The sequence below is a fragment of the Streptomyces paromomycinus genome, assembly GCF_003865155.1.
Taxonomy (GTDB): Bacteria; Actinomycetota; Actinomycetes; order Streptomycetales; family Streptomycetaceae; genus Streptomyces; species Streptomyces chrestomyceticus.
This window is the reverse complement of the sequence record NZ_BHZD01000001.1, coordinates 2,496,522-2,519,888: the sequence shown is the minus strand read 5'-3', so window position 1 is coordinate 2,519,888 and position 23,367 is coordinate 2,496,522. Positions and strand designations below refer to the sequence as shown.

Here is a 23,367-nt window from a genome sequence, read left to right as displayed (position 1 = left end):
GGCCGGGCGCTGTCCCGGCCACGTCCTCCCCAACGGAAAAAACTTCATGAGACGAATACCTCGCCTGCGCACCGCCGCCCTCGGCGTCTGCGCGTCGGTCGCCCTCGCCGTCCCGGCGGCCACCGCCTTCGCCGTTCCGCTTCCGGGTCCGAGCGGCCCGGCTTCAGCGCCGCGTGCGTCCGGGGACGTGCCTGCCGAGCAGCTGCGTGAGGCGCGGGAGGCGCAGCGGTACTGGACGCCGGAACGTATCCGCAGTGCCGTGCCGGTGGAGGCCGCCGAGGCCGGCGCCAGGAGCGAGGGCGGGCAGCCCTCGCCCGGCGTGCGGAGCAAGCGGTCGGCGGAGCCGACCCACCAGGTGGCCGAGGGCATCGCCACCGTCGGCGTCTTCCTGCTGCGCGGCAGCGACGGGTCCGCCACCCCGGACCAGTTCTGTACGGCCAGCACCGTCACGTCGGGCTCCAAGAGCCTGGTGGTCACCGCCGCGCACTGCATCAAGGGCAACACCTCGCTGCGTGACGCCGCCTTCGTCCCGGGCTACCGTGCCGGGACGACCAAGGCGGGGCAGGTCGGCGAGCTGCCGTACGGGATCTTCCCCGTGCTGGACGGGAAGGTGTGGGTCGACCACCGCTACCAGCAGAGCCCGGCCGACGACGACGTGGACTTCGCTTTCCTGCGGGTGGGGGTCAATGCGCAGGGCCAACTGCTGGAGGACGCCGCGGGCACAGGCAACACCCTCACATCCGTCGATTCCGCGCATCTGGCGCGCCCGGGGATTACGGTCGTCGGTTATCCGGCTGGGCAGAAGACGCCGTTGTCGTGCACGAATGACACCCGGGCTTTCCAGGGCCGTTTCATGGAGATCCGGTGTGACGGTTACCGGAACGGGGTGAGCGGCGGTCCGTTCATCGAGGATTTCGACGGGACGCGCGGCAAGCTGGTCGGTGTCATCGGCGGTTACAAGACCGGTGGACAGTACGACCACACTTCGTACACCTCGCAGTTCGACGACGACGCGGTGTGGCTGTACCGGCAGGCTGTCGCCGACCTTCCCCTGGACGGCAAGTTCACCATGGGCGGGGCCGGCACCTGGCAGCACGCCCGCGCGATGACCGCCGGCAGTTTTCATTCCGCGTCGGTGCGCAAGAACATCAGTGATCTGATCGTGCGGTGGTCGGACGGGGAGGTTTCCCTTTATCCGGGCAACGGTGCTTACGGTTTCGGCAAGGACGTGCAGCTGGCCAAGGACCCGGAGTGGAAGAACGCGGCGGTGATGACCGCGGGTGATTTCACCGGGGACGGGACCAGTGATCTTCTGGTGCGCTGGACGAACGGCAAGGTCACCCTCTACAAGGACGTCAACGAGACCAACAAGCTCAAGAACGCCATCCAGCTCAAGGCACCGAATGGTACCTGGACGCAGGCGGTGGGGATGGCCGCCGGCCGCTTCGGCGGCGGAAACACGCGCGGTGATGACGTGGTGGTGCAGTGGGCCAATGGTCGCGTCACCTTCTTCACCGACGTGGACGCCAACGGTTTCCACGCCGAGTCGCGGCTGGCCGCCCCCAACGGCACCTGGCCGCACGCCCGCGACCTGGCGGCCGGCGACTTCAACCCGTCCACCGGCGACCAGGACCTCTTCGTGCGCTGGTCCGACGGCGAAGTCACCGTCTACGACAACGTCGGCACCAACCAGCTCAAGACCGAGCACAAGCTCCGCTCCGCGAGTCAGACATGGAGCGAGGTCAGCCTCGCGACGGTCGGTGCCTTCGGCGGAGACGCGGCACGTAGCGACGATGTGGTCGTTCTGTGGCCCAACGGCCGCCTCACGCTCAACAGCGACACCACCACCTCCTCCCTCAACCGTGAGCGGACCCTCGTCCCCGCCTCCTAGCTCCTGATCCACCCGGGCGCTCCGTGCGCCCGAGCCCTTCGTGTGCCCCGTGCCCCGTCGAAGCGTGATCTGCCTCGGCGGGGCACGGGGCTGCGCCGGACCGCGCCGCGGAGCGGTCGGGGGCCACCCGCAGTCATCGGCGCACTGCAGCCTGTCGTACACTGTTGCGATTTGTGGGCGATATGGCGTCTTGGCGCGGATAAACCCTCATCTTTTGCCTGGTTGTCGTCTTTTCGGAGAGATGGTTTCTGTGACCGAAATCTCAGTCGTCGTAATCGTCTACAACGATGCCGAGCGGTTGCCTGCTGCGGTGCAGTCGGTGCTGGGGCAGTCGTTCGGTGATGTCGAGGTGGTGATTGTCGACGACTGCAGTACGGATGGTTCTTTTGCGGTGGCGCAGGGGCTGGCGCGGCGGTGGCCGGGGCGGGTGCGGGCGTTTCAGCTGGAGGAGAACAGCGGGGCGGGGGGTGAGCCGCGTAACCGGGGTGTGCGGGAGGCGGTGGGGCGTTATGTGATGTTCCTGGACAGTGATGATGTGCTGGAGCGGAATGCCTGCCGGAATCTGGTGGAGGCGGCCGAGGCGACGCGGGCGGATCTGGTGTCGGGGCTGTGTGTGCGGCTGCACAAGGACGCGCCGGTGGAAAAGCGCAATGAGTGGTATGCGTGGCTGTATCAGCGGACGCGGACGCTGGAGTCGGTGGCGGAGCTGCCGGATCTGTTCGTGTGGGACACGCTGTCGACGAACAAGTGTTACCGGCGCGATTTCCTGCTGGAGCATGATCTGCGGTTTCCCAAGGGGATGTTCTATGAGGATCTGCAGTTCATCGCGCAGGCGTATCTGGCCGCTGGGCGGATCACGCTGATTCCGAATCAGGTGTATTTCTGGCATGTGCACCAGGCGGCGGCGGTGAAGTCGGTGACCAACCGGCGCCATGAGATGACCAATTACGCGCACCGGCTGGAGGTGCACCGGCGGATCGATGCGATGCTCGCCGAGCGGGGCATGGCCGAGATGCGGGTGGCGAAGGATGTGAAGTTCCTCAAGCACGATCTGGTGCTGCATCTGCGGGATCTGCCGTTTCGGGATGCGGCGTACCGGGCGGAGTTCGCGCGGCTGTCGGCGGGGTATCTGGCGACGCTGGCTCCCGAGGCCTACGGGCGGGCGCAGCCGCTGCAGGCGGTCTGCGGGTATCTGCTGGGGCGGGGGGACTGGGCGAATCTGATTCCGGCGGTGGATGCGCTGCTGAATCCGGGCAAGGTGGCGGTGCCGCTGACCGAGCGGGAGGGGCGGGTGTTCTGGTGCGCGGAGCATCTGGAGGATCCGCTGGGCCGCGAGGTGCTGGATGTGACGGAGCTGGGGTATCACACGCGGCCGCTGGAGAAGATGTTCCTGCGCAACCAGCTGACCGTCTTCGAGGCGGCGGCCGGCGGCGGGGTGCGGCTGGCCGGGCGCGTCACCAATGCGCTGGGGCGTATCGGTGCGGGGGCGGTGCTGCGGGCGGAGCTGGAGTTTTCCGCGCGGCGCCGGGGGCTGCAGGCGTTCACCTTCCCGGTGGCCGCGGTGCGCCACGCCGGGGAGGTCATCGAGTGGGAGGCGGTGGCCGATGTCAGCGGGCGGCTGCGGCCGCTGGGCATCATCGATGCGGTGTGGGACGTGCGGCTGGTGCTGGAGGCGGACGGGGTGCGCACCACGACGCGGCTGAGTGTGGCGGACACCGATCTGTCGGGGCGGCCGCTGCCGGTGCGGCCGCGGCTGACGCGGATGGTCGCCGACCATGTGCGCCCGCACGTCTCGGCCAAGGGGCATCTGGCGTTCGAGCTGGTGGGTGAGGATCCGGGCCGGGAGCGGGCGCGGGAGCTGATCACCAAGTCGGTGCAGGGCCGGCCGGGGGCGCTGGCGAAGTCCGGCTACCGGCGGGCCCGGGCGCTGCGCCGGCAGCTGACCTCGGGCGATGCCAAGCTGCGGGCGTATCGTGAGGTGTTTTCGCGGCTGCCGGTCAAAAAGGGCACGGTGGTCTTCGAGAGCCATCTGGGCCGGCAGTACAGCGACAGTCCGCGGGCGCTGTATGAGGAGATGCGCCGCCAGGGCCTGCAGTTCGAGGCGTACTGGGCCTACTCGGGGGACCCGGGGGCGTTTCCGGCCGATGCGACGCTGGTGCGGCGCTGGTCGCTGCCGTATCTCAAGGCGCTGGCGCAGGCGGAGTTCTGGGTGGACAACCAGTCCTTCCCGCTGAAGCTGGACAAGCGCCCGGAGACCACCTACATCCAGACCTGGCACGGGTCGGCGCTGAAGAAGATGGGCTTCGACCAGCCCGCCCAGAAGACCCTGACCCGCGCCCAGCAGGCCGAGCAGCAGCGGGCGCTGGACCGCTTCGACCGGTTTCTGGTGCGCTCGGAGCACGATGTGCGCACCCTGGCCAGGGCGTTTCGGCTGCCGGAGCGGGCGCTGCTGCGCGTGGGCTATCCCCGCAACGACGCGCTGGTGCAGGCCCGCCGGGCCGAGGAGGCCGGCCAGGCCCGGGTGCGCGGCCCGCTGGCCGCGGAGCTGGGCATCGACGCCGGCAAGCAGGTCATCTTGTATGCGCCGACGTTCCGCACCGGCGGGGGGCGCTCGCACCGCTTCGAGCTGCCCTTCGATGCCGAGCGGTTCGCCGAGCGGTTCGGGGACCGCTATGTGCTGCTGGTGCGCTCGCACTACCTCAACCACGTCACCCTGCCGCCCACCGTGGCCGGCTCGGTCCTCGACGTCTCGGCGCACCATGACGTGGCGCCGTTCTTGGAGCTGGCGGATGTGCTGGTGACCGACTACTCGTCGGTGATGTTCGACTATGCGCTGCTGGACCGGCCGATGGTGTTCTTCACCTACGACTACCAGGCGTATGTGCACGAGCAGCGCGGCACCTACTTCGATTTGCGCGAGCACGCGCCGGGCCCGCTGGTGGAGACCGAGGAGGCCTTCTTCGGCGCGCTGGAGGAGCTCGGCGCGGGCGGGCGGGAGTACGCCGCGGCCCGCAAGCGCTTCGTTGCCCACTTCGGCGAGTACGAGCGCGGGGACGCCGCCCGCACCCTCGTCGAGCAGTTCTTCTCCCACTGGAGCCGTTGATGACCACCACCCCCATACCCGCCACCGCCGCGCAGAGCCCGACGGCGGTGCCGGTGCGCGACCTCTTCTTCGTCTCCAACAGCGTCAACGAGCTGGGCGGCATCACCAGCTGGTCGCACCAGATGGCCGAACTGTTCGCGGCCCGCGGCCACCGGGTGCACCTGATCGGCATCACCCCGCCGCCGCCCGGCCGCGCCCGCCCCCTGGCCGACGGCCTGCCGTATGCCACCACGACGCTCTATGACGAGCATCCGCCGCAGGTGCGGCCGGTGCGCACGCTCAAGGACCGGGCCAACCTCGCCGAGCACCGGCGCCGGGCGGCGCGCGAGGCGGGCATGCGCACCCAGGCCGCCAAACTCTCCGCGCTGTTCGCCGCGGCCCGGCCCGGCGCGGTCGTCATCGTCACCCAGGTCTGGGCGATGGAGTGGGTGGCGCTGGCCGACACCTGCGGCCACACGGTGATCGGCATGAGCCACGAGTCCTTCGAGACCTGCCGCAAGTCCTCCCGCTTTACGCGGGTGAAGACCTTCTACCGGGACGTGGACCGGATGCTGGCGCTGACCCGCGAGGACGCCGACGCCTGGATCCGCCAGCGCCTGGACAACGTCGGCTTCATGCCCAACCCCCTGCCCTTCTTCCCCGAGACCCCCTCCGCCCGCACGGCCAAGGTGGTGGCCAGCATCGGGCGGCTGCACGAGGAGAAGGGCGTCGACCTGCTGCTGGAGGCCTGGGCCCTGATCGCCGCCCGCCACCGCGAGTGGACCCTGCGCCTGTACGGGGCCGGCGAGGAGGAGGCGGCGCTGCGCAAGCAGAGCGCGCAGCTGGGCATCGCCGACAGCGTCGCCTTCATGGGCCGCACCAGCGACGTGCCCGGCGCGCTGCGTGAGGCGTCGGTGTTCGCGCTCAGCTCCCGCGGCGAGGGCTTCCCGCTGGCGCCGATGGAGGCGATGGCCACCGCCGTGCCGTGCGTGGCCTTCGACGTCGCCCCCGGAGTCCGCGAGATCATCCGCGACGGCGAGGACGGCCTGCTCGCCCCGCCCGGCAACACCAGCGAACTCGCCCGCCACCTGGACACGCTCCTCAGCGACCAGGCCCTGCGCGACCGCATGGGCGAAGCCGCCCGCACCAACATCCAGCGCTACGCCACCGGCGAGATCGTCCAGCGCTGGGAGGACCTCTTCACCTTCCTCCAACGCTGAACCACCGCCCCGGCGACGGAGCCTCCGCAGCAGATCATCCGGCCGTTCGACACCTTGGCCGGTCGATCGCTCGGTGGCTCAGTCGCCGGGCAGCAGCCGTGTCTCGGCGGCCGGGAGACCCTTGGTCCACCAGTGGTCGTAGCGGCGGTAGGGCGCGGGATCCCGGTCGGCCAGGAAGGCCGTGAGCGACCGGGCCTCCGCGGCCAGCTCCTCCCAGACCTCGTCCGGGAGGGGGTGGAAGGCGGTGGCTTCGATGCCGCCGTCGGCGGGACGCCAGACGCCGGCGACGTAGCCGTCCACCAGCAGGGTGGGCAGTACGTCGCCGTTCATACGGATCACGAGCTTGCGGTACGCGGGCGGGATGACGCGGCCGCGGTCGGCGTAGGCGAGCAGGATGCTGTCCCACATCGCCATCAGCCGGGGTGGGGCCGGAGTGTCCTCGGCGGGCCGGGGCGCGTCGGGGACGTCGTACAGCACCGTGCCGTCCGGACCCGCCAGCTGTACGAGGCCGTCGGCGAGCGCCTGCAACGCGGCTTTGACACGGTCCCGCCGTACCAGCGAGAACTGGGCCACGTCCGCCACCGACGCCGGACCGAACCCGGCGAGGTAGCGGTGTACCAGAACTCGCAGGCTCGCTGCCGCAGCATCGGGGTCGGTCAACGCCGGTCGCCCGCTTGCCGCGACGTAGGACAGCCGGGTGTTGAACAGCCACGGTGCTTCGGCGGGCGCGTGCCACAGGGGGACGTACTGGCGCAGCATCCGCCAGGCCGACAGTTCCAGCGGCGCGCCGAGCCGCTCTTCGAGGTGGTTCTGCAAGGCGGCGGAGGTACGCGGCCGGTCGGCGTACGCGAGCAGTTCCGGGACGAGGGTGTCGGCGTCGGCCGCCGTCAGCCCGGACGCCCGGAAACGGGCGTCGCCGAGTCTGGAACCGCGCAACGTCGGCTCCATGGCTTCGCGGAAGGCCCGGTAGTCCTCGGCACGGACCAGGTGCAACGTGATCCGCATGAGCGTGGCCTTGACCGCTTCACGACCGGACACGGCAGCGTCGAGATCGCCCGGGGTGAAGCCGGCCAGCCGGTTCCACAGGGCGATGTACGGCGAGGCGGGCTGCTGTGCCTGGAGGGCGACCACCTGCCGCAACGCGTCGGTGATACTGACCGGTTCGCGGTCGAGCAGCAACTGCCGTGCGAGCGTGGCGCGGTTGAGGGAACGCGCAGTGATCACACCGGTCTCACCGGTTCCCCCGGCGCGGCGAGTCAGTCCCACCACAGCTCCCAATGTCCGGCGCCTATGAGACCTTCGGCGTACGAGTCGAGGGACGGGTGGCAGCCCTGCCAGAGGAGGTCGGGGCAGGCGGCGAAGTGCTCAGCGGCGATGAGCAGGGCGTCCTCCTTGTCCGTCGGCGGCGCGGCGACGCTGAGGTGCAAGGTCGAGAAGCCGACCGCCACCACCCGGGCGCCGAAACGCCGTTCCCAGCCCCCAACGACCGCGGAGTACTTGGCGGTGTCGTTGTCGTAGTTCATCGGACCGCTCCAGCCGACGGCTGTGAGGGCGTCGGCCCCGCTGCCCGCCGCGACGAGACCCAGGCGTACGTGCGGTCTGCGCGCGGCGAAGAGCCGGGCGAAGGCGACGGCCGCCGCCTCCGGATCCGCTGCCGGCTCCCGGCCGGGCGCGCACCCCGGCCACGACAGCCCGAACGGGGCAGTGGCGGCCGGGGAGCCGTCCGGCGACTGCTCGCCCTCGCCCTCCTCACCGTCCTGGGCGAGGCTGTCGTGAGCGTGCTTTCCCCACCACGTGGCGAGGAGGCCCGCAGGGGAGTGGGCCTGCGGCGAGGACATGTCCTGGGGGTACAACTCGCCCGAGGCCCAGGGCCGGTACTCGTCGTCGCCCGGATCGAGCGAGTCGAGCAGCAGCGGCCACCACCCGGTCACGGCGTGCTCGGCACACAGCCGCGCCCAGAGGCCGGCGGGGGCGGCGCCGTCGCTCAGCCACAGGGGCGCCACGTCCCCGTCCCCCTCGTCGGACGTGATCAACCGGCCGGGTGGGAGGGCGGTGTCGGCGGGTGGGCCGAGCAGTTCCGTGTTCATGCTCGCATGGTAGATCCGGGGTCTGACATCGCCCCGGCAACAGCCTTCAGCACCGACTCGGCACGGCACGGCCTGGCCCGGTCCGGCCTCACCGCACCAGAGCCGAAGCCAGCTCCCGCGGCCGTGCGGCGAACGGGCTGTGGCTGCCCGGGAGGGTGCGTACGGTGAACGGGCGGGCGGGCGCGGCCCGGTCGGCCTCCGTGATCATCAGGTCCTGTACGGCGGGAGGCAGCGCGTGGTCGTCCGCGCAGCGCAGGAAGGTGCGCGGAATCCGGCCCCACCGCGCCGGGGTGACGGTGACCGGGGAGCCCACGACCGCCAGCGGCAGATCGGTGCTCAGCAGGGACCGCCAGCGGTCGAAGCGGTCCGCAGGCGTGTCCTGGTAGTGGGTCTGCCGCAGCAGCTCGACGTAGGCGGGGTCCGGCGAGAGCGGGTTGATCCGTATCGCGCCCAGGGCCTGCGGGTCGCCGAGGGTCAGGCCCTGTCCCAGGGCGGTGGCGTTCTCGGGTGCGTCGATGTAGTCGGAGAATCGGGGGCGACCACCGGGGACGAAGGCGGACAGGTAGACGATCCGGTCGACGAGTTCCGGTGCCCGCTCGGCGGCCAGTGACGCCGGGCCGCCGCCCGCGCTGTGGGCGACGAGCACGACGTCCCGGTGGTGACGGACCTGGCGCAGTACGGCCAGCACGGCGTCGGCGCAGTCGTCCATCGTCACGGCGGCGGCCTGCGACTTCTCGGTCAGCAGGCCCGGCTGTCCGGGCCGCAGGTAGCCGGTGGGCAGCGGCGCTTCGGTGCCGTGCCCGGGCAGGTCGACGGCCACGCTCGCGACACCGAGCCCGGTGAGGGCCCGCTGCGTGGGCGCCCAGTGCGCGGAGCTGTGCCAGGCACCGTGGACGAGGACGAAGACGGTGCCGGTGAGGGAATCGCCGGCGCTGGGGCGGGAGTTGCCCGTATGGGTCAGGGAGCCGCCCGTCGGGCCGGACGGGGAAACGTTGTTCATACCGCCATCCCAGTCGGTCACCGCGGCGTCATCCAGCGGAAGATCTGAGAAGGTGAGCGGTGATACCTCTGGGATATCGCCAGGGGACGGAGGGGCCGGATGGTCCCGAGGGGCCCGGAGGACCGGAGGGGCTGGAGAGTCGGAGCACCGGAGGCTGTTCGTCATGGAAGCCCGCCACCTGCGGTACGCGCTCGCGCTCGCCGAGCACGCGCACTTCGGCCGGGCGGCCGGTGCGCTGGGGATCGCGCAGCCTCCGCTGTCCAAGCAGATCGCCGACCTGGAACGCGAGGTGGGCGCCCGGCTGTTCGACCGCACGCGCCGGGGGGTGTTCCCGACGGCCGCGGGCGAGGCGTTCCTCGCCCGGGCGCGCCGGGCGCTCGGTGAGATGACGGCGGCCGCGTCCGACGCGGGCCGGGCCGCGCGGGGGGAGACGGGCCGTCTGCGTCTGGGGTTCATCGCCTCGGCGCTGCTGGAGCCCCTGCCGGTCGTCCTGGGCCGGTTCGGCCGCGAGCGGCCCGATGTGCGGCTGGAGCTGCACGAGATGGCGACCAGCCGCAGCACCGCCGCCCTGGTCGCCGGGGAGCTGGACGTGGCGGTCACGCTCGGGTACCCGAGGGGCGCCGGGGCCGAGCATCTCGTGTCCGTACCGATCGGCCATGACCACCTGGTCGTCGTCGTGAGCACCGCGCACCCGTACGCGGGGCGTCCGTCGGTGAGCGTGGACCAACTGCGGCACCAGCGGCTGATCGTGGCCTCCGGCGAGGACGAGCCCGCCATCTCCGCCGGGCTGCGCGCCCTGCTGGGCGAGGACGCCGCGGCGCTGTGCGGCGCGACCGTCGCGCGGGACGTCCACACGATCATCGGTCTCGCCGCCTCCGGGGTGGGCGTCGGCCTGGGGCCGTCCCGGATGGCGGCGGCCCCGCGTCCAGGGACGTGGCTGTGCGAGGTGACGCCGCGTACGCCGCTGCCGGACCTCGTCCTGTCCTTCGCGCCCTCGGAACGGTCCCCGGTGCTGCACGCCTTCCTCGACGTGATCCGGGGGAGCTGCCCCGATGTCGGCGCCGCACTCGATCACCGGCTCGATCACGGGCCCAGTCACCGGCCCGGTCGCCGCCCGAACCCGCCCCGCACCTGACGGACGTCACCGACGCCCCGCACGGGTACGTGCCTACGGCGAAATCCTCAGTCCCCCGTGGCCAGGCGCGCCGCGTGGTCCCGCTGCCGGCGCGTGGCGAAGCGGAGGAAGGCGACCATCTCGCCCAGGGTGTCCGGGCCGAGTCCGCGCAGATACTCCGCTCCTTCGCGCGCGATGGGCGTGAAGATCTCGGCGACCACCGCGCGGCCCTTCTCGGTGGGTGTCACGATGACCCGGCGCCGGTCGGCGGTGTCGCGGACGCGGGCCGCGTAACCGGAGCGTTCGAGGCGGTCGATGGCGGTGGTGACGCCGCCCGTGGTCAGGCCGGCGGCACCGGCCAGCTCGCCGGGGCTCATGGGGGCGGGCCCGAAGAGCAGGTCGAGACAGCGCAGATCGGTGCGGTTGAGCCCGAGCCGGTCCGCGACCTGCTGGTCGAGGGTGTCTGTCGAACGCTGGAACTCCTGCATGACCAGGCCGCATTCCTCGATGAGCCGCTCCCGCCGCTCGTCCTCGGGCGTCGGCTCGGGCTGCCGGCCGGTCGCCTGCTCCGCTGTCACGTCGGATCCTCTCCCCGGTGTCTCTTGAAATTCTAGCGATTCACTCCGTACAGTCGGCCGAGAAGTAGCTAGAAGATCTAGTGACTAGAACTTCTCCTCATTCCCGCACCGCCGAGCACACCACCAGCCAACGCAACACACCCGCAAGAAACGCGAGGCGAACACCCCGACATGACCGACGCACCGTTCCACGTCCTCATCATCGGCGGCGGTACCGGTGGCATGGCCCTGGCGCACGGCCTCAAGCGGGCCGGAATCAGCTTCGCGGTCTACGAGCGCGAGCAGACCCGCAGCGCCGGCCTGCACGGTTACCGCGTAGGCATCAACCCCGACGGCAGCCGGGCGCTGAAGTACCTGCTGCCGCCTGAACTGTTCGACACCTTCCGCGTCACCTGCGCCCGGGCACCGAAGTACTTCAGCTTCCTCAAGGAGGACCTGAAACCCAGCCTCACCCTCGGCCTCGTCGACAGCGGCGACCCCGTCAACAGCGAGAAGTCCGTGAGCCGGATGACCCTCCGGCAGGTGCTGCTCACCGGCATCGAGGACGAGGTCCGCTTCGGCAAGACCTTCACGCACTACGAGAAGGAGGCCGACGGCCGCGTCACCGCGTACTTCGACGACGGCACCGCCGCCACCGGCGACCTGCTCGTCGCCGCCGACGGCTCCAACTCCCGCGTGCGCCGGCAGTACCTGCCGCACGCGCAGGTCAAGGACGCCGGCATCGTCTCCGTCACGGCCAAGGTACCGATCACCCCGGAGAGCAGGGCGCTGATCCCGCCCGAGGTCTTCCAGGGCATCGGCCTGGTCGTCGCCCCCAAGGGCTACAGCTGCATCCTGCACACCATGGAATTCGGCTGGGACCACGAAGGCCGGATCAAGGACGGCATCGGCGGCAACGACGCCGAACTCCTCAAACGGTGGCCCGGCCTGCTCTTCGACAACACCCGGGACTACATCAACTGGGGCTTCTGGGCCTCCGCCGACAAGTTCCCGCCGGACGTCCTGAAGAAGTCCCCGGACGAGCTGATCGAGACCGTCCTGAACATGACGCCCGACTGGAGCCCCGCGCTCCGTGAACTCTTCGGCATGGGCGACCGGCGGACGACCTTCCCGATCAACATCCGCACCTCGGTACCGGTCCCGCGCTGGAGCGCCGGCAACATCACCCTCCTCGGCGACGCCATCCACACCATGACCCCCGGCCAGGGCGTCGGCGCCAACACCTCCCTGCGCGACGCGGCCCGGCTGTGCAGCGGCCTGATCCAGTACGTCCGCGGTGACACCACACTGCTGCAGGCCATCGACACGTATGAGGAAGGGATGGTCCGTTACGGCTTCGAAGCGGTCAAGGAGTCACTCAAACAGACCGGCGGCGACCAGCCCCTCCACAAGCCGGTCATCGGCCGGGTCGCCCTGGCCGCCCTGCGCGGCTACTTCTGGGTCGCCCGCCACGTCCCCTCCGTGCGGGAGAAGATGGCGCGGGACCTCTACCTGGACCGCGGTGGCGACCGTGCGGAGTACGGCCGGCTCGTCCCTCCGGGCGAGAACTGACCCAGCTCTCCAGCTCCGTAACGCGGTGGGAGTCACGGAATGCCGAGTCGTCCATTCCGGATAGGGCGGGAGTCGGATTCGAGGTCTTCCCGGCGGTGTGCGCGGAGATGTCGGTCACAGTGTTTCGAAGAATTGGTCAAAAGTCCGCGCAGGCCTGGTGGTTGTGTGTTTGGTTGCTGCCATGAATGCTACTCAGGCCATCGATCTGCGATCTGACACGGTCACCAAGCCCGACGCCGAAATGCGTGCCGCAATGGCCTCCGCGGAAGTGGGGGACGATGTTCTCGACGGTGATCCCACGATGCGGGAACTGGAGGAACGGGCGGCTCAGCTTCTCGGTACGGAAGCGGCTCTGTGGGTGCCTACCGGGTGTATGGGCAACACCATTGCGCTGATGCTGCATCTGCAGCGGGGGGACCGTTTTCTGGTGCCCCGCGCGGCGCATGTGCTGGACAACGAACTGGGCACCGCGGCGTGGCTCGCCGGTGGGATGCCGGAGCCGTTGGCGTGGGACGCGGGGCCGGGGCGGCCGTCGCCGGAGGCCGTGACGGCGGCGGCGGGTTCCCAGGGGCCGTACTACCGGCTGCGTACGCCGTTGCTGTGCCTGGAGAACACGCACAACGCGGCGGGGGGTGCCGTCACGGCACCGGCCGAGCACGCCCGGCTCGTCGAGGCGGCCGACGCCGCCGGGCTGAAGGTGCACCTGGACGGTGCGCGCATCTGGAACGCCGCGGCGGCCCTCGGTGTGAAGCCGGCGGAGCTGACGGCCGGCGTGGACAGTGTGCAGGCGTGTCTGAGCAAGGGGCTCGGTGCGCCGGTCGGTTCGGTGGTCGCGGGCCCGCAGGGCTTCGTCGACGAGGCGCGGCGGGTGCGCAAGATGCTCGGCGGCGGGGTACGCCAGGGAGGCGTCCTGGCGGCGGCGGGGCTGGTGGCGCTGAACCGGCTGGACCGGCTGCACGAGGATCACGAGGCGGCCCGGGAGCTGGCCGGCGGCCTGGCGGAGCTCGGTCTGCGGGTGCGGGGGCCGCAGACCAACATCGTGCTGGCCGAGGTGGACGATCTCCAGACGTGGCTGACGCGGCTGCGGGCGGCGGGGGTGCTGGCGTCGTCGATGGACGGCTGCGTACGGTTCGTCACCCACCGGGACGTGTCCCGTGCGGACATCGGCGAGGCGCTGCGGCGGACGGCCGAGGTCGCCCAGGGGTGACCGGGCCGCCCGGCGTCGCCCTGAGCTGATCACCGCACCGGTCACGCCCGCTGGAATTCTCCGGCGTGGCCGGTGTGCCGGTCGCGGCGTGCCGGGTGCACCGGCCTTTCCCGGTGAAAGGCCGACAGGCCGCGGCGGTCACTTCTCCAGATCGTTGCTGATTCCCGCCAGCAGCCGGTCCAGTCCGAATGCGAAGCTCTCCTCGTCGTTGGCCGTGACGAGCAGGCCGCTGAGCCGGACGAAGTTCGGGAATTCCTCGCCCGGCAGCGATTCCACGAACGAGCGCATGGTGTCGGCGTCCTCGGAGGATTCCCCGGAAGGGGCGTCGGGTCCGGTGAGCCGCTTGCGGGAGAGTTCCACCAGTACGCCGCCGATGGTGTAGTCGGCGATCAGGTTGTAGGCGTGCGCGATGGATTCCTCGGGATATCCGGTCCGCAGCAGCGCGCCGAGGGTGTACTCGACCACGCGGAGCGCGCGGGGGCCCAGTGTCGGGCGGCTCGCCGCCAGGCGCGCGGCCTCCGGGTAGCGGCTCAGTACCCGCCGCACCTCGTGCATGACCCGGCGGAGGTCCTCCAGCGGCTCGCCGTCCTTCTCGGGAAGGCGCACCTCGCCGAAGATCTCGTCGAGCACGAGGTCGAACAACTGGTCCTTGGTGACCACGTGCCAGTACAGCGACGTCGCCGCGGTGCCGAGGTGGGCGGCGAGCTTGCGCATGCTCAGCTCTTCCAGCCCGTGCTGCTCCAGGTATTCCACCGCGCCGCGGACGATCTGCTCCCGGGAGAGCGGCTGCTGTCTGCGGGGCGGCTTGTCCTCCAGCCAGGCCGCGCTCACCTTGTGCTTGCCGTCCGTCACTGCGCCTCCATCGGGGCCGGGGTGTGCATTGCGTGTGCTGGTGGTGCCAGCGTGCGATCTAGAGTACAGTGCCCGAGAGTCGTACGCTGTACTAGCGCTCGAACGGCGTACCGGAGGGGAAGTCGGAGGGGAAATGGAACAGGGACATCCACGCCGCTGGGCGATTCTGGCGGTGCTGTGCCTGGCCGTGTTCGTGGTGTCGATCGACACCACGGTGCTCAACGTCGCGCTGCCGACGATGAGCCGTGAACTGGGGGCCGGGACCGAGGAACTCCAGTGGTTCGTGGACGCGTACACCCTGGTGCTGGCCGGTGTCCTGCTCACCGCGGGCAGTTTCTCGGACCGCTTCGGGCGCAAGAGGATGCTGCTCGTGGGCCTGGCCGTCTTCGGCATCGCCTCCGCGCTGGGCGGCTTCGCGCAGGAGCCGTGGCAGGTCGTCGCCGCCCGCGGACTGATGGGTGTCGGCGGTTCGTTCTTCATGCCGGGCACCCTGTCGATCCTGGTCCACGTCTTCTCCGCCGAGGAGCGCGCCTCCGCCATCGGACGCTGGGGCGCGGTCACCGCGCTGGGCATGGTGCTCGGCCCGCTGCTCGGCGGCGTGCTGCTGGAACACTTCTGGTGGGGCGCCGTCTTCGTCCTCAACGTCCCCGTCGTGGTGCTGGCGCTCATCGGCGTCGCCTGGATCGTGCCGGAGTCCAAGGACCCCGTGGCGCGCCGGGCCGACCTCCCGGGCACCGTGCTCTCCACGGCCGGTATGGGCGGCGTCCTCTTCGGCGTCATCTCGGCGCCGACGCGCGGCTGGGGTTCGGGCGTCGTGCTCGGCCCGCTCCTCGGCGGACTGGTGGTGCTGGCGCTCTTCTTCCTGCGCCAGGCGACCGCCAAGGAGCCCATGCTCGACCTGCGGCTGATGTTCTCCCGGCAGTTCCTCGGGGCCAGCGGCACCATGGCCTTCCTGATGTTCTCCCTGCTCGGCGGGGCCTTCGTGGTCACCCAGCAGCTCCAACTGGTGCTGGACTTCTCGCCGATGTCCGCGGGGCTGGCCACCGTGCCGCTCGCCGCCGCCATCGTCGTCTCCTCCCCGCTGTCCCCGGCCGTGGCCAAGGCGATCGGCGCCCGGGTCACCATCGCGCTCGGCCTGGCCACCATGGCCGCGGGCCTGGCCGTACTGGCCTTCTTCGCGCCCGGCGCCGGGTATCCGCCCACCGCCGTGGGGCTGGTGCTGCTCGGCGCCGGCATGGGCCTGGCCGTGGCGCCGGTCAACGACGTCCTCATGAGTGCCGGGCCCCCGGAGAGTTCGGGACGGCTGTCCGCCATGAACGACACGGTGCAGGAACTCGGTTCGGCGTTCGGCGTCGCCGTCATCGGCAGCGTGCTGGCCCTCGCGTACGGGAACGCGCTGCCGGGTACGGTCCCGGCCGGGATGCGCCACTCCCTCGGGGAGGCGGCCGACGCGGTGCGGGGCATGCCCGCCGGGCAGGGCGGCCCGCTCCTCGACACGGCCCACCGCGCCTTCGCCCACGGCATGACCCTGTCCATGGCCGTGTGCGCGGCGACCGCCCTGCTGGGTGCCGTCATAGCCTTCCTCCTCATTCCCGGTGCCAAGAAGGCGCAGCCCGATCACCGGGCCGCCGAGCCGCAGGGGGAGAGCGTGCCCGCGTGACCCGCTGCCCGCCGTACGGCGGGCCCCGGACACCGGCCGGTGTGCAACCCCCGTGAACACCGCACACCGGGCCGGTACAGCCGGGTGGTGACGTCGCAGCCCGCGCGACGACCGTGGAGGCCGCCACGATGTCGCGCCGCTCCGTCACCGCCCGGCGCTTCTCGTCCGTAGTACGGGAGCAGGACGGGAGCACGGCGAACGGCCGGTGGGGACCCCTCCCCACCGGCCGGACCACGCCGCCGGACGGGCGAACCGGCTACCGCGCCGGCGCGGTCTCCGTGAGGACCGTGCCCTCGGCCTCGGCCAGTTCACGGATCGTGGCGCAGCTGAAGATGTCCCGCAGCTGGATCTCCAGCCCCCTGCTGCCGGCCGCCACCTGCACCTGGATCGCCCGGATCGAGTCCCCGCCGAGGCGGAAGAAGTCGTCCTCCACACTCACCCGGTCCAGCCGCAGCGCCTCCTGCCACACCTCGGCCAGCACCTCCTCCGTACGGTTGCGGGGCGCCACCAGCTCCGCGGCCGCCCGGTCCCGCTCGGCGGGCTCCGGCAGCGCCGCACGGTCGATCTTCCCGTTGCGGGTCAGCGGGAAGGCGTCGAGCGTGACCACCGCGCCCGGTACGAGGTGCGCGGGCAACCGCTCGGCCAGCCAGTCCCGCAGCACCCCGCCGTCCACGGGCGCCTGGGTGCGGGCGTCGGCGACGACGGGGCGCGGGTCGTCGGCGTATCCGGCGCGGACCGCGTACAGGGAGTGCCGGTCGGTGCCTTCGAGGAGGCTGTCCTGCTCCGCCGTGACCGTGAAGCCCTGCTCCTCCAGGAGGGCGACGATCTCGCCGAGGCGCCCCTCGGTGGCGCTGCCGGCGCCGTCGTGCACCTCCATCACGACCTGCTGCACCAGGCCCCAGTGGCGGGCGTCGATGCCCCGCAGCACGTCCAGTTCGGCCCGCTGGACATCGATCTTGAGGAGGTCGACACGGGTGAGGTGTTCCTCGTCGGCGAGGTCGGAGAACCGCCGTACCCGCGCGTGCAGTTCCTGGCCGCGGAACCGGTCCGCCAGCAGCTCGTCGGCCCGGTCCAGGAGCCGGCCGCTGTCCTCCAGGCCCTGCCCCCGCTCGTTGGCCAGGTAGCGCTTGATGACCTCGACCTCGGAGTCCGCGTCGGAGTACGCGCTGACGCCGGACATCATCGAGTAGCCGGGGTAGTAGGTGAACGACAGCTCGCCGTCCGCGGCCCCCAGACCGTACGGGAAGGTCTTCGCCCGCACCCCGAACCGGCCGGTGTTGGTCCGCAGGTGCTCGTACACCGGGGCCAGCGGCTCGAAGGCGTACAGCGAGGCGCTCGGGCACAGCTGGTGGACGAAGAGCGAGAACATCCCGATGTTGGCGCCGACGTCGACGACGACGGCGTTCTCGCGCAGGGTCACGTCCCCGCGCAGATAGGTGCGCTGGAGGAAGATCTCGTCGTACAGGTAGCGGGTCTCGTGCGGATTGACGCCCGCGACGCGGTCCGGGTCGAGGCCGGGCACGGCTTCGGCGACGGGCCGGGCGTAGCCGGTCAGCGAGGTGCCGTCCGCGCTCTCGCGGGCCACGACCACCGCCTGCGCGACGCCCGGGTGGGTGTCGAGGACGGCCTGGATCTCGCCGGGCTCGACCCGGAAGCCGCGGACCTTCACCTGGTCGTCGGTACGGCCGAGGTAGGCGAGGGTGCCGTCGGCCAGGTACCGCACCCGGTCACCGGTGCGGTAGACCCGCCGGGCGCCGTCCGGCAGCGCCTCGGCGGTCACGAAGCGGCGCGCGGTGGTCTCCGGGTCGCCGAGGTAGCCGCGGGCCAGCTGCGGGCCCGCGACGCACAACTCGCCCGCCACGCCCGGCGGTACGGGCCGCAGGTCAGCGTCGAGGACCAGGACGTCGTTGCCGGGCAGCGGCCGGCCGACGGTGGGCCGGGTGCCTTCGGTGATCTCGGCGGCGGTGGCGTCGACGGTGCACTCGGTCGGTCCGTAGACGTTGACGGCACGCACCCCGTCGAGGGCGGCGAGGGTGTCCCACAAGGACGGGTCGACCGCCTCGCCGCCGATCAGGACGGTGGCGGGCAGGGTGGCCCCGGTGCCGGCCGTGGCCGCCAGCACCGCGCGCAGGTGGGAGGGCGTGCAGTCGAACACGTCGACCCGCTGCTCGGCGAGGTGGGCCAGCAGCTCACCGCCGTGGTGGCGGATCTCGTCCGGCACCAGGCACAGCGTGTGCCCGGCGGCGAGCTGGATCAGCTGCTTGACGGAGGCGTCGAAGGTCAGCGGGGCGTTCACCGCGACCCGCAGCCCCGGCCCGGCGTCGGCGTACACCGTCGCCTTCAGTGCCCGCAACAGGTGTGCCACCGCGCGGTGCTCGACGACCACGGGGCGCGGCGCGCCGGTGGAGCCGGAGGTGAAGATGATGTACGCGGCATCGTCCGGCCGGACCTTCGGCAGTGCGACGGGTGCCGGCGCCTCGGCCGAGGGCGGGGTGAGGATGTCGAACTCCCCGGCCAGCCCGGCCGGTACGCCGTGCCCGTCCGGGGCCACCAGCCGCCGCGCCGCGACCGCCCGCAGCAGCGACACCTGCCGCGCCGTGGGCGCCGCGGTGTCCAGCGGTACGTACACGGCTCCGGCCCGCAGCACACCGATCAGCGCGGCGACGGTGCGCCAGGAACGCCCGGCGGGCACGGCCACCGGCTCCTCGGCGGCGACACCCGCCCCGACGAGGGCGGCGGCCACGGCGGACGCGGCGCGGTCCAGCTCGGCGAAGGAGACCGTGCCGTCGGCGGACACCACCGCCGGTGCCGTGGCGCCGGCCGCCGCGAAGGCCGCGTCGAACGCCTCGACGAGGGTGCCGGGGGCCTCCTCCGTGAGCGTGCCGCCCCGGCTCCACCGCGCCAGGAGAGCGGCCTCCTGCTCGCCGCAGACGTGCAGCGCGCGTTCGTCCTCGAACGCGGCGGGAAGGGTGGTCAGGATCGCGACGGTGCCGTCCAGCAGCCGCTGTACGGCCTCGCCGCCGTAACGGGCCGGGTCGTGGTGCAGCGCGAGCCGGACGGCCTCCGGTCCGATCTCGGCACTCAGGTGGAGCGGGGACACCGGCGCCGGGCCGTCCACCGTCAGGCCCGCGACGGGCAGACCCGCCCACTCCCGTACGGCGTCCGGCTCGGTCGCGGCGAACCCGGCGGCGAACTCGTCGTTCCCGGCGGGACCGGCGTACACGGCCGCCTCGACGGCCTGGGAGACCTGCCGCTGGACGACGTCGAGCAGCTCCTTGGGGACCGCGGGAAGCGGCAGCGGGACGCTGACGGCGAGCCGGCTGTCCAGGGCCCCCACCACGGTCTCGGTTCCGGGTGCCGAGCGGCCGTCGACGTGCAGGCCGAGCGGGAAGGCAGCGTCGTCGGCCCCGGCCCCGGACTCGTTACGGCCTGCCAGGGCCAGCGCCCAGGCGGCCAGGACCAGCGACCGTACCGGTACGCCCTGGATGGCGGCCCGGCGGTGGAGCGCTTCGGTGGCGGCGCGGCCCAGCTCGGCACGGAACACGTCCGGTGCCTGCGCCGGTCCGTCGTCGGAGAACGGCAGGGACAGCCGCTCGACCACCGTGCCCGGCGTGGCCGGTACGGTCCGTGCGCCGGCCTCGTCGGCCTGCTCCAGCAGCCACTCCGAGACGTCGAGGAACTGGAGCCGGTCGGGGTCGTCTTCGAGGCTGCCGCCCTGGTAGGCGGTGGCCAGTTCGCCGAGCAGGACCCGCAGCCCGGTGGAGTCGCTGAGCAGGGCGGACGCCCGCAGGACGAGTTCCTGTCCGCCGTCGGGCAGGTCGACCAGCGCGGCGTGGAACAACGGGCCGCCGAAGAGGTCGCCGATGGAGGCCGGTTCGGTGTCCGCCAGCGGGACCGTGGCGTCCTCGTCGATGCCCTGGAGCGGAACCCGCACGCCGGGGTACTGGAGCAGCCGCAGGCGCAGCACTTCGTGCCGCCCGGCGACCGTCTCCAGCGCCGACCGCAGCCGGTCGCGCTCCGCCGGGGCGGTCAGACGCAGCCGCGCGGTCACCTGGCGGTCGCCGCCGCGCTGCCACTCCCGGAGCTGGGCGGGCGAGAGACGGGAGCCCTCGACGCTGGTCATCGGTTACCTCGATTCACATGAAGGTCGGACATGGCGACGAGAATCCGGCGGTCGCCGGAGAAGGGCTCCCGCGCATGGGTGGCAAGGAAGTTGTCGACGACGAGGACGTCGCCCCGTTCCCACGGGAAGGACACCGCGGCCTCGCGGTACAGGCCACGGATCATCTCCGCGACGTCGTCCTCGATGGCGGCACCGTCGCCGTAGTAGGCGTTGCGCGGCAGCCCTTCCGTGCCGAACTCCCCGGTGAGCGCCGCGGCCACCTCAGGGGGGAGGTTGGAGACGTGGAAGAGATGGGCGTGGTTGAACCAGGCGGTCTCGCCCGTGCGCGGGTGCCGGGCGGTGGCCTGGCGGACGGACCGGGTGCGCAGACCGTCCCGGCCGGTCCAGGTGAACTCGGTGCGGGAGGCGCGGCAGTACGCCTCCACCTCGGCCCGGTCGGTGGTCTGGAAGACCTCCTGCCAGGGCAGGTCGAGGTCCGGGCCGTAGTTGCGGACGTAACGGACGCCGTGCCGCTCGAACCGTTCGCGGACCTCGGCGGGAATCCTGGGCAGGACGGCCCGTTCGCTGGCCACGGGGGTGGCGCCCCGGTCGGCACTGGGCAGGTCGCAGTAGAAGTACAGCCGGCTCGGCCAGTTGTGGGAGTAGGACATCTCGTGGTGGAACGGAATCCACTGGTCCTCGTTGAACTCCGTCGAGGTGAAGACCTTGTCCGCGACCTCGGTGCGGGGCGCGGCCCGCTCCAGGTAGTCCAGCAGGTCGGGGGAGATGGCGCGGGCCGCCCGTCCGAAGGCTTCCGGTCCGTCGACGGCGAAACCCCGGTAGAGAACGGCGCCGTACCGGTCGAGATCCGCGGTCACCCGGTCGTGGTGGCCGGTGATCCACCGGTCCAGCTCCAGTCCCTCGACCGCGGCGTCCACCCGCAGCAGGAACGGTTCGTCGTGCAGCGGGCGGCTGCGGACCAGTTCGGTGGCCGACCCGGCGCCGGCGCGGCGGCGCCGGGGGCCGGGGCCGGCCGTGGCGGCGGGGACGGTCGTCGCGGTCATGCGGTTCTCCCGTTCGTGTCGAAGTCGCTGATCGGGTCGGCCATGGCGGTGAGGATGCGGCGCGGGCCCTCGAAGGGCTCCCGCGCGTGCGCGCTGAGCATGTTCTCGACGAGCAGGACGTCACCGGGCTGCCAGGCGAAGGAACGGGTCTCCGCGTCCAGCGCGGCGCGGACCTCGGCGAGGGTGCGGTCCTCGATGGGCGTCCCGTCGCCGTAGTACGTGTGGTACGGCAGGTCCGCCAGCGGCAGCGAGTCGAGCAGCCCCCGGGTCACCTCCTCGGGCAGCGAGGTCACGTGGAAGAAGACCGCGTGGTTGAACCAGGTGCGCTCGCCGGTCACCGGGTGGGTGCGGACGGCCGGCCGTACCTGGCGGGTCCGCAGGTGGGTGTCGCTCAGCCACTCGGCGGTGATGCCCGCCCCGGCGCAGTAGGCGTCGACGTCCGCGCCCCGCTCCGTCTGGAACGCCTCCTGCCAGGAAAGGCTGATGCCGGGCAGGTAGTTGCGTACGTAGGCGACGCCCAGCTCCTCGAACCGTGCCACGGTCTCGGGGCGCAGCCTGGCCAGCACCTTGCGGGAGTCGGCCAGGGGGGTGCGTCCGCCGCTGGTGGCGGCCAGTTCGCAGCAGAAGACGATGCGCACCGGCCAGTTGTCGGTGTACGACTGCTCGTTGTGCAGCTGGATGTGCTGGTCGGCGGGGTGCTCGGTCGAGGTGTAGACGCCGGCGGTGACCTCGCTGCGCGGTGAGGAGCGCTCACCGTAGTCCAGGACGTGCGGGGACAGGGCGTTCATCGCGGTCTGGAACGCCGCCGCCCCCGGAACGTCGAATCCGCGGAAGAGCACGGCCGCCGCCCGGTGGGCCAGTTCGTCGACGGTGCTCTTGTTGGTGGTGATCCAGGCCGCCAGGTCGAGGCCCGGCACGTCGGCGCGGACCAGGGCGGGCAGGGTGGCGCCGTTCCACTCCTCGGACACCGAGAACAGGGAGCGGCCGCCGGAGCGGCGCCGGACGGCCGGGCCGGGGCGGGGTGCGGCGTGTGTGTGCGTCATGGGGATCCTCCGTCGTGCGGTGGCGTGGTCGAACAGGGCGCCGGGGAGCCGGGGCCGCCGGCGTGCGGGGCTCGGAGGCCAGGCTCAGGGGACGGGGAGCGCGCCGCCCGGCACGGGCCGCGGGGCGAACCGGGGCAGCAGCAGCTCGATCAGCTCCCGGGCCCGGGAGGCGAGGTAGAAGTGGTCGCCTGGCAGCGTGACGAGCCGGAAGCCGCCTCCCGCCACCTCGGCCCAGGCGCGCAGATCGCCGGCCGGGTGGGAGTGGTCCTGGTCGCCGCGCACCGCCGTGACGGGACACTCCAGAGCCGGGGTGGCCGTCGGCTGGTACGTCTCGACGAGCCGGTAGTCGCTGCGCATCGGCCGCAGGACGAGGTCGCGCAGCTCACGGTGTCGGAGCACCTCCTGGCTGATGCCGCCGAACGCCGCGAGTTCCCGCAGGAACGCCTCGTCGTCCAACAGGTGGACGGTGCCGGGGCGTTCGCGGCTGGGGGACAGCCGGCTGGAGGCCACCAGGTGGTGGGGGGTACGGCCGTGTTCCTGGAGACGGCGGGCGACCTCGTAGGCGATCGAGGCGCCCATGCTGTGGCCGAACAGGATCAGCGGCCGGTCCGCCAGGGGCATCAGCACCTCGGCGATCCGGTCGGCGAGCGGAGGCATCTCGCCCACGCACTCCTCGCCGATGCGGTCCTCGCGGCCCGGGTACTGCACCGCGAGGTGGTCGTAGGTGTCGGGCAGGAGGGCCGCCCAGCGACGGTAGAAGCTCGCGCCGCCGCCCGCGTGCGGGAAGCAGACCAGGCGCGCCGCGGCGTGCGGGCGCTCCGGTCCGTAGCGCCGCAGCCAGTCCCGGGCGGCGGGCGGCGCGTGGGTGGACGCGGCGGAAAGTGAAGTACTCATGGAACGAATTCGCCCTCCTGCG

At 71.9% G+C, this 23,367-nt stretch carries 16 protein-coding genes; 7 read left to right on the top strand and 9 right to left on the bottom strand.

All coding sequences use genetic code 11. The features are described 5' to 3' along the window. The first annotated feature begins 46 nt into the window (after positions 1–46). The 3 genes from OEIGOIKO_RS10085 (at position 47) to OEIGOIKO_RS10075 (ending at position 6,193) form a co-directional block, all read left to right on the top strand. On the top strand, positions 47–1,891 hold the full coding sequence (locus OEIGOIKO_RS10085) for a trypsin-like peptidase domain-containing protein (RefSeq protein ID WP_125053761.1): 1,845 nt from the start codon (positions 47–49) through the stop codon (positions 1,889–1,891). A gap of 250 nt (positions 1,892–2,141) precedes the next feature. Beyond that, a complete protein-coding gene (locus OEIGOIKO_RS10080) occupies positions 2,142–4,994 on the top strand; it encodes a bifunctional glycosyltransferase/CDP-glycerol:glycerophosphate glycerophosphotransferase (RefSeq protein ID WP_371858906.1) in 2,853 nt (950 codons plus the stop codon). Then, entirely contained in the window at positions 4,994–6,193 is a 1,200-nt protein-coding gene (locus OEIGOIKO_RS10075) for a glycosyltransferase (RefSeq protein WP_125053759.1), read from the top strand. The genes OEIGOIKO_RS10080 and OEIGOIKO_RS10075 overlap by 1 nt, the downstream gene beginning before the upstream one ends. A gap of 78 nt (positions 6,194–6,271) precedes the next feature. On the opposite strand, the gene OEIGOIKO_RS10070 is transcribed toward OEIGOIKO_RS10075, so the two are convergent. The 3 genes from OEIGOIKO_RS10070 to OEIGOIKO_RS10060 form a co-directional block, all read right to left on the bottom strand. Further along, positions 6,272–7,417 carry a winged helix DNA-binding domain-containing protein gene (locus OEIGOIKO_RS10070; protein ID WP_246177292.1) on the bottom strand — a complete coding sequence of 382 codons (1,146 nt, stop codon included), beginning with the start codon at positions 7,415–7,417 and terminating at the stop codon, positions 6,272–6,274. Between the two features lie 32 nt (positions 7,418–7,449). Beyond that, the gene (locus OEIGOIKO_RS10065; protein WP_125053757.1) at positions 7,450–8,280 is read right to left on the bottom strand and encodes a DUF4253 domain-containing protein; all 831 of its coding nucleotides are present in this window, start codon (positions 8,278–8,280) and stop codon (positions 7,450–7,452) included. 88 nt (positions 8,281–8,368) lie between these two features. Then, positions 8,369–9,280: an alpha/beta hydrolase gene (locus OEIGOIKO_RS10060; protein ID WP_125053756.1), complete on the bottom strand. Its 912-nt coding sequence runs from the start codon at positions 9,278–9,280 to the stop codon at positions 8,369–8,371. A 163-nt stretch (positions 9,281–9,443) separates the two neighbouring features. Between OEIGOIKO_RS10060 and OEIGOIKO_RS10055 the strand changes: the two genes are divergently transcribed. Then, positions 9,444–10,415, top strand: coding sequence for a LysR family transcriptional regulator (locus OEIGOIKO_RS10055; RefSeq protein ID WP_125053755.1), 972 nt, complete (start codon positions 9,444–9,446; stop codon positions 10,413–10,415). Positions 10,416–10,462: 47 nt separating this feature from the next. Here the strand turns inward: OEIGOIKO_RS10055 and OEIGOIKO_RS10050 are convergent, their stop codons facing one another. Continuing rightward, positions 10,463–10,972 (bottom strand): MarR family winged helix-turn-helix transcriptional regulator, encoded by a 510-nt coding sequence (locus OEIGOIKO_RS10050; protein WP_246177291.1) that lies wholly within the window; start codon positions 10,970–10,972, stop codon positions 10,463–10,465. 171 nt (positions 10,973–11,143) lie between these two features. On the opposite strand from OEIGOIKO_RS10050, the gene OEIGOIKO_RS10045 reads away from it, so the two are divergent. Both OEIGOIKO_RS10045 and OEIGOIKO_RS10040 read left to right on the top strand, forming a co-directional pair. After that, complete coding sequence (locus OEIGOIKO_RS10045) at positions 11,144–12,523, top strand: FAD-dependent oxidoreductase (RefSeq protein WP_125053754.1); 1,380 nt, start codon at positions 11,144–11,146, stop codon at positions 12,521–12,523. A gap of 181 nt (positions 12,524–12,704) precedes the next feature. Then, complete coding sequence (locus tag OEIGOIKO_RS10040) at positions 12,705–13,730, top strand: threonine aldolase family protein (RefSeq protein WP_125053753.1); 1,026 nt, start codon at positions 12,705–12,707, stop codon at positions 13,728–13,730. Between the two features lie 138 nt (positions 13,731–13,868). Here the strand turns inward: OEIGOIKO_RS10040 and OEIGOIKO_RS10035 are convergent, their stop codons facing one another. After that, on the bottom strand, positions 13,869–14,582 hold the full coding sequence (locus tag OEIGOIKO_RS10035) for a TetR/AcrR family transcriptional regulator (RefSeq protein WP_170251681.1): 714 nt from the start codon (positions 14,580–14,582) through the stop codon (positions 13,869–13,871). A 133-nt stretch (positions 14,583–14,715) separates the two neighbouring features. On the opposite strand from OEIGOIKO_RS10035, the gene OEIGOIKO_RS10030 reads away from it, so the two are divergent. Then, positions 14,716–16,242, top strand: a complete 1,527-nt coding sequence (locus OEIGOIKO_RS10030; protein WP_170251680.1) for an MFS transporter — start codon at positions 14,716–14,718, stop codon at positions 16,240–16,242. 256 nt (positions 16,243–16,498) lie between these two features. Here the strand turns inward: OEIGOIKO_RS10030 and OEIGOIKO_RS10025 are convergent, their stop codons facing one another. From OEIGOIKO_RS10025 to OEIGOIKO_RS10010, 4 genes are all read right to left on the bottom strand, one after another. After that, a complete protein-coding gene (locus OEIGOIKO_RS10025; protein WP_125053751.1) occupies positions 16,499–20,365 on the bottom strand; it encodes a non-ribosomal peptide synthetase in 3,867 nt (1,288 codons plus the stop codon). Beyond that, positions 20,362–21,408: a TauD/TfdA family dioxygenase gene (locus OEIGOIKO_RS10020; protein WP_125053750.1), complete on the bottom strand. Its 1,047-nt coding sequence runs from the start codon at positions 21,406–21,408 to the stop codon at positions 20,362–20,364. Before OEIGOIKO_RS10020 ends, OEIGOIKO_RS10025 begins: the two co-directional genes overlap by 4 nt. Beyond that, positions 21,405–22,451: a TauD/TfdA family dioxygenase gene (locus tag OEIGOIKO_RS10015; RefSeq protein ID WP_125053749.1), complete on the bottom strand. Its 1,047-nt coding sequence runs from the start codon at positions 22,449–22,451 to the stop codon at positions 21,405–21,407. Before OEIGOIKO_RS10015 ends, OEIGOIKO_RS10020 begins: the two co-directional genes overlap by 4 nt. Before the next feature lie 84 nt (positions 22,452–22,535). Further along, positions 22,536–23,345 (bottom strand): thioesterase II family protein, encoded by an 810-nt coding sequence (locus OEIGOIKO_RS10010; protein WP_125053748.1) that lies wholly within the window; start codon positions 23,343–23,345, stop codon positions 22,536–22,538. Positions 23,346–23,367: the final 22 nt, after the last annotated feature.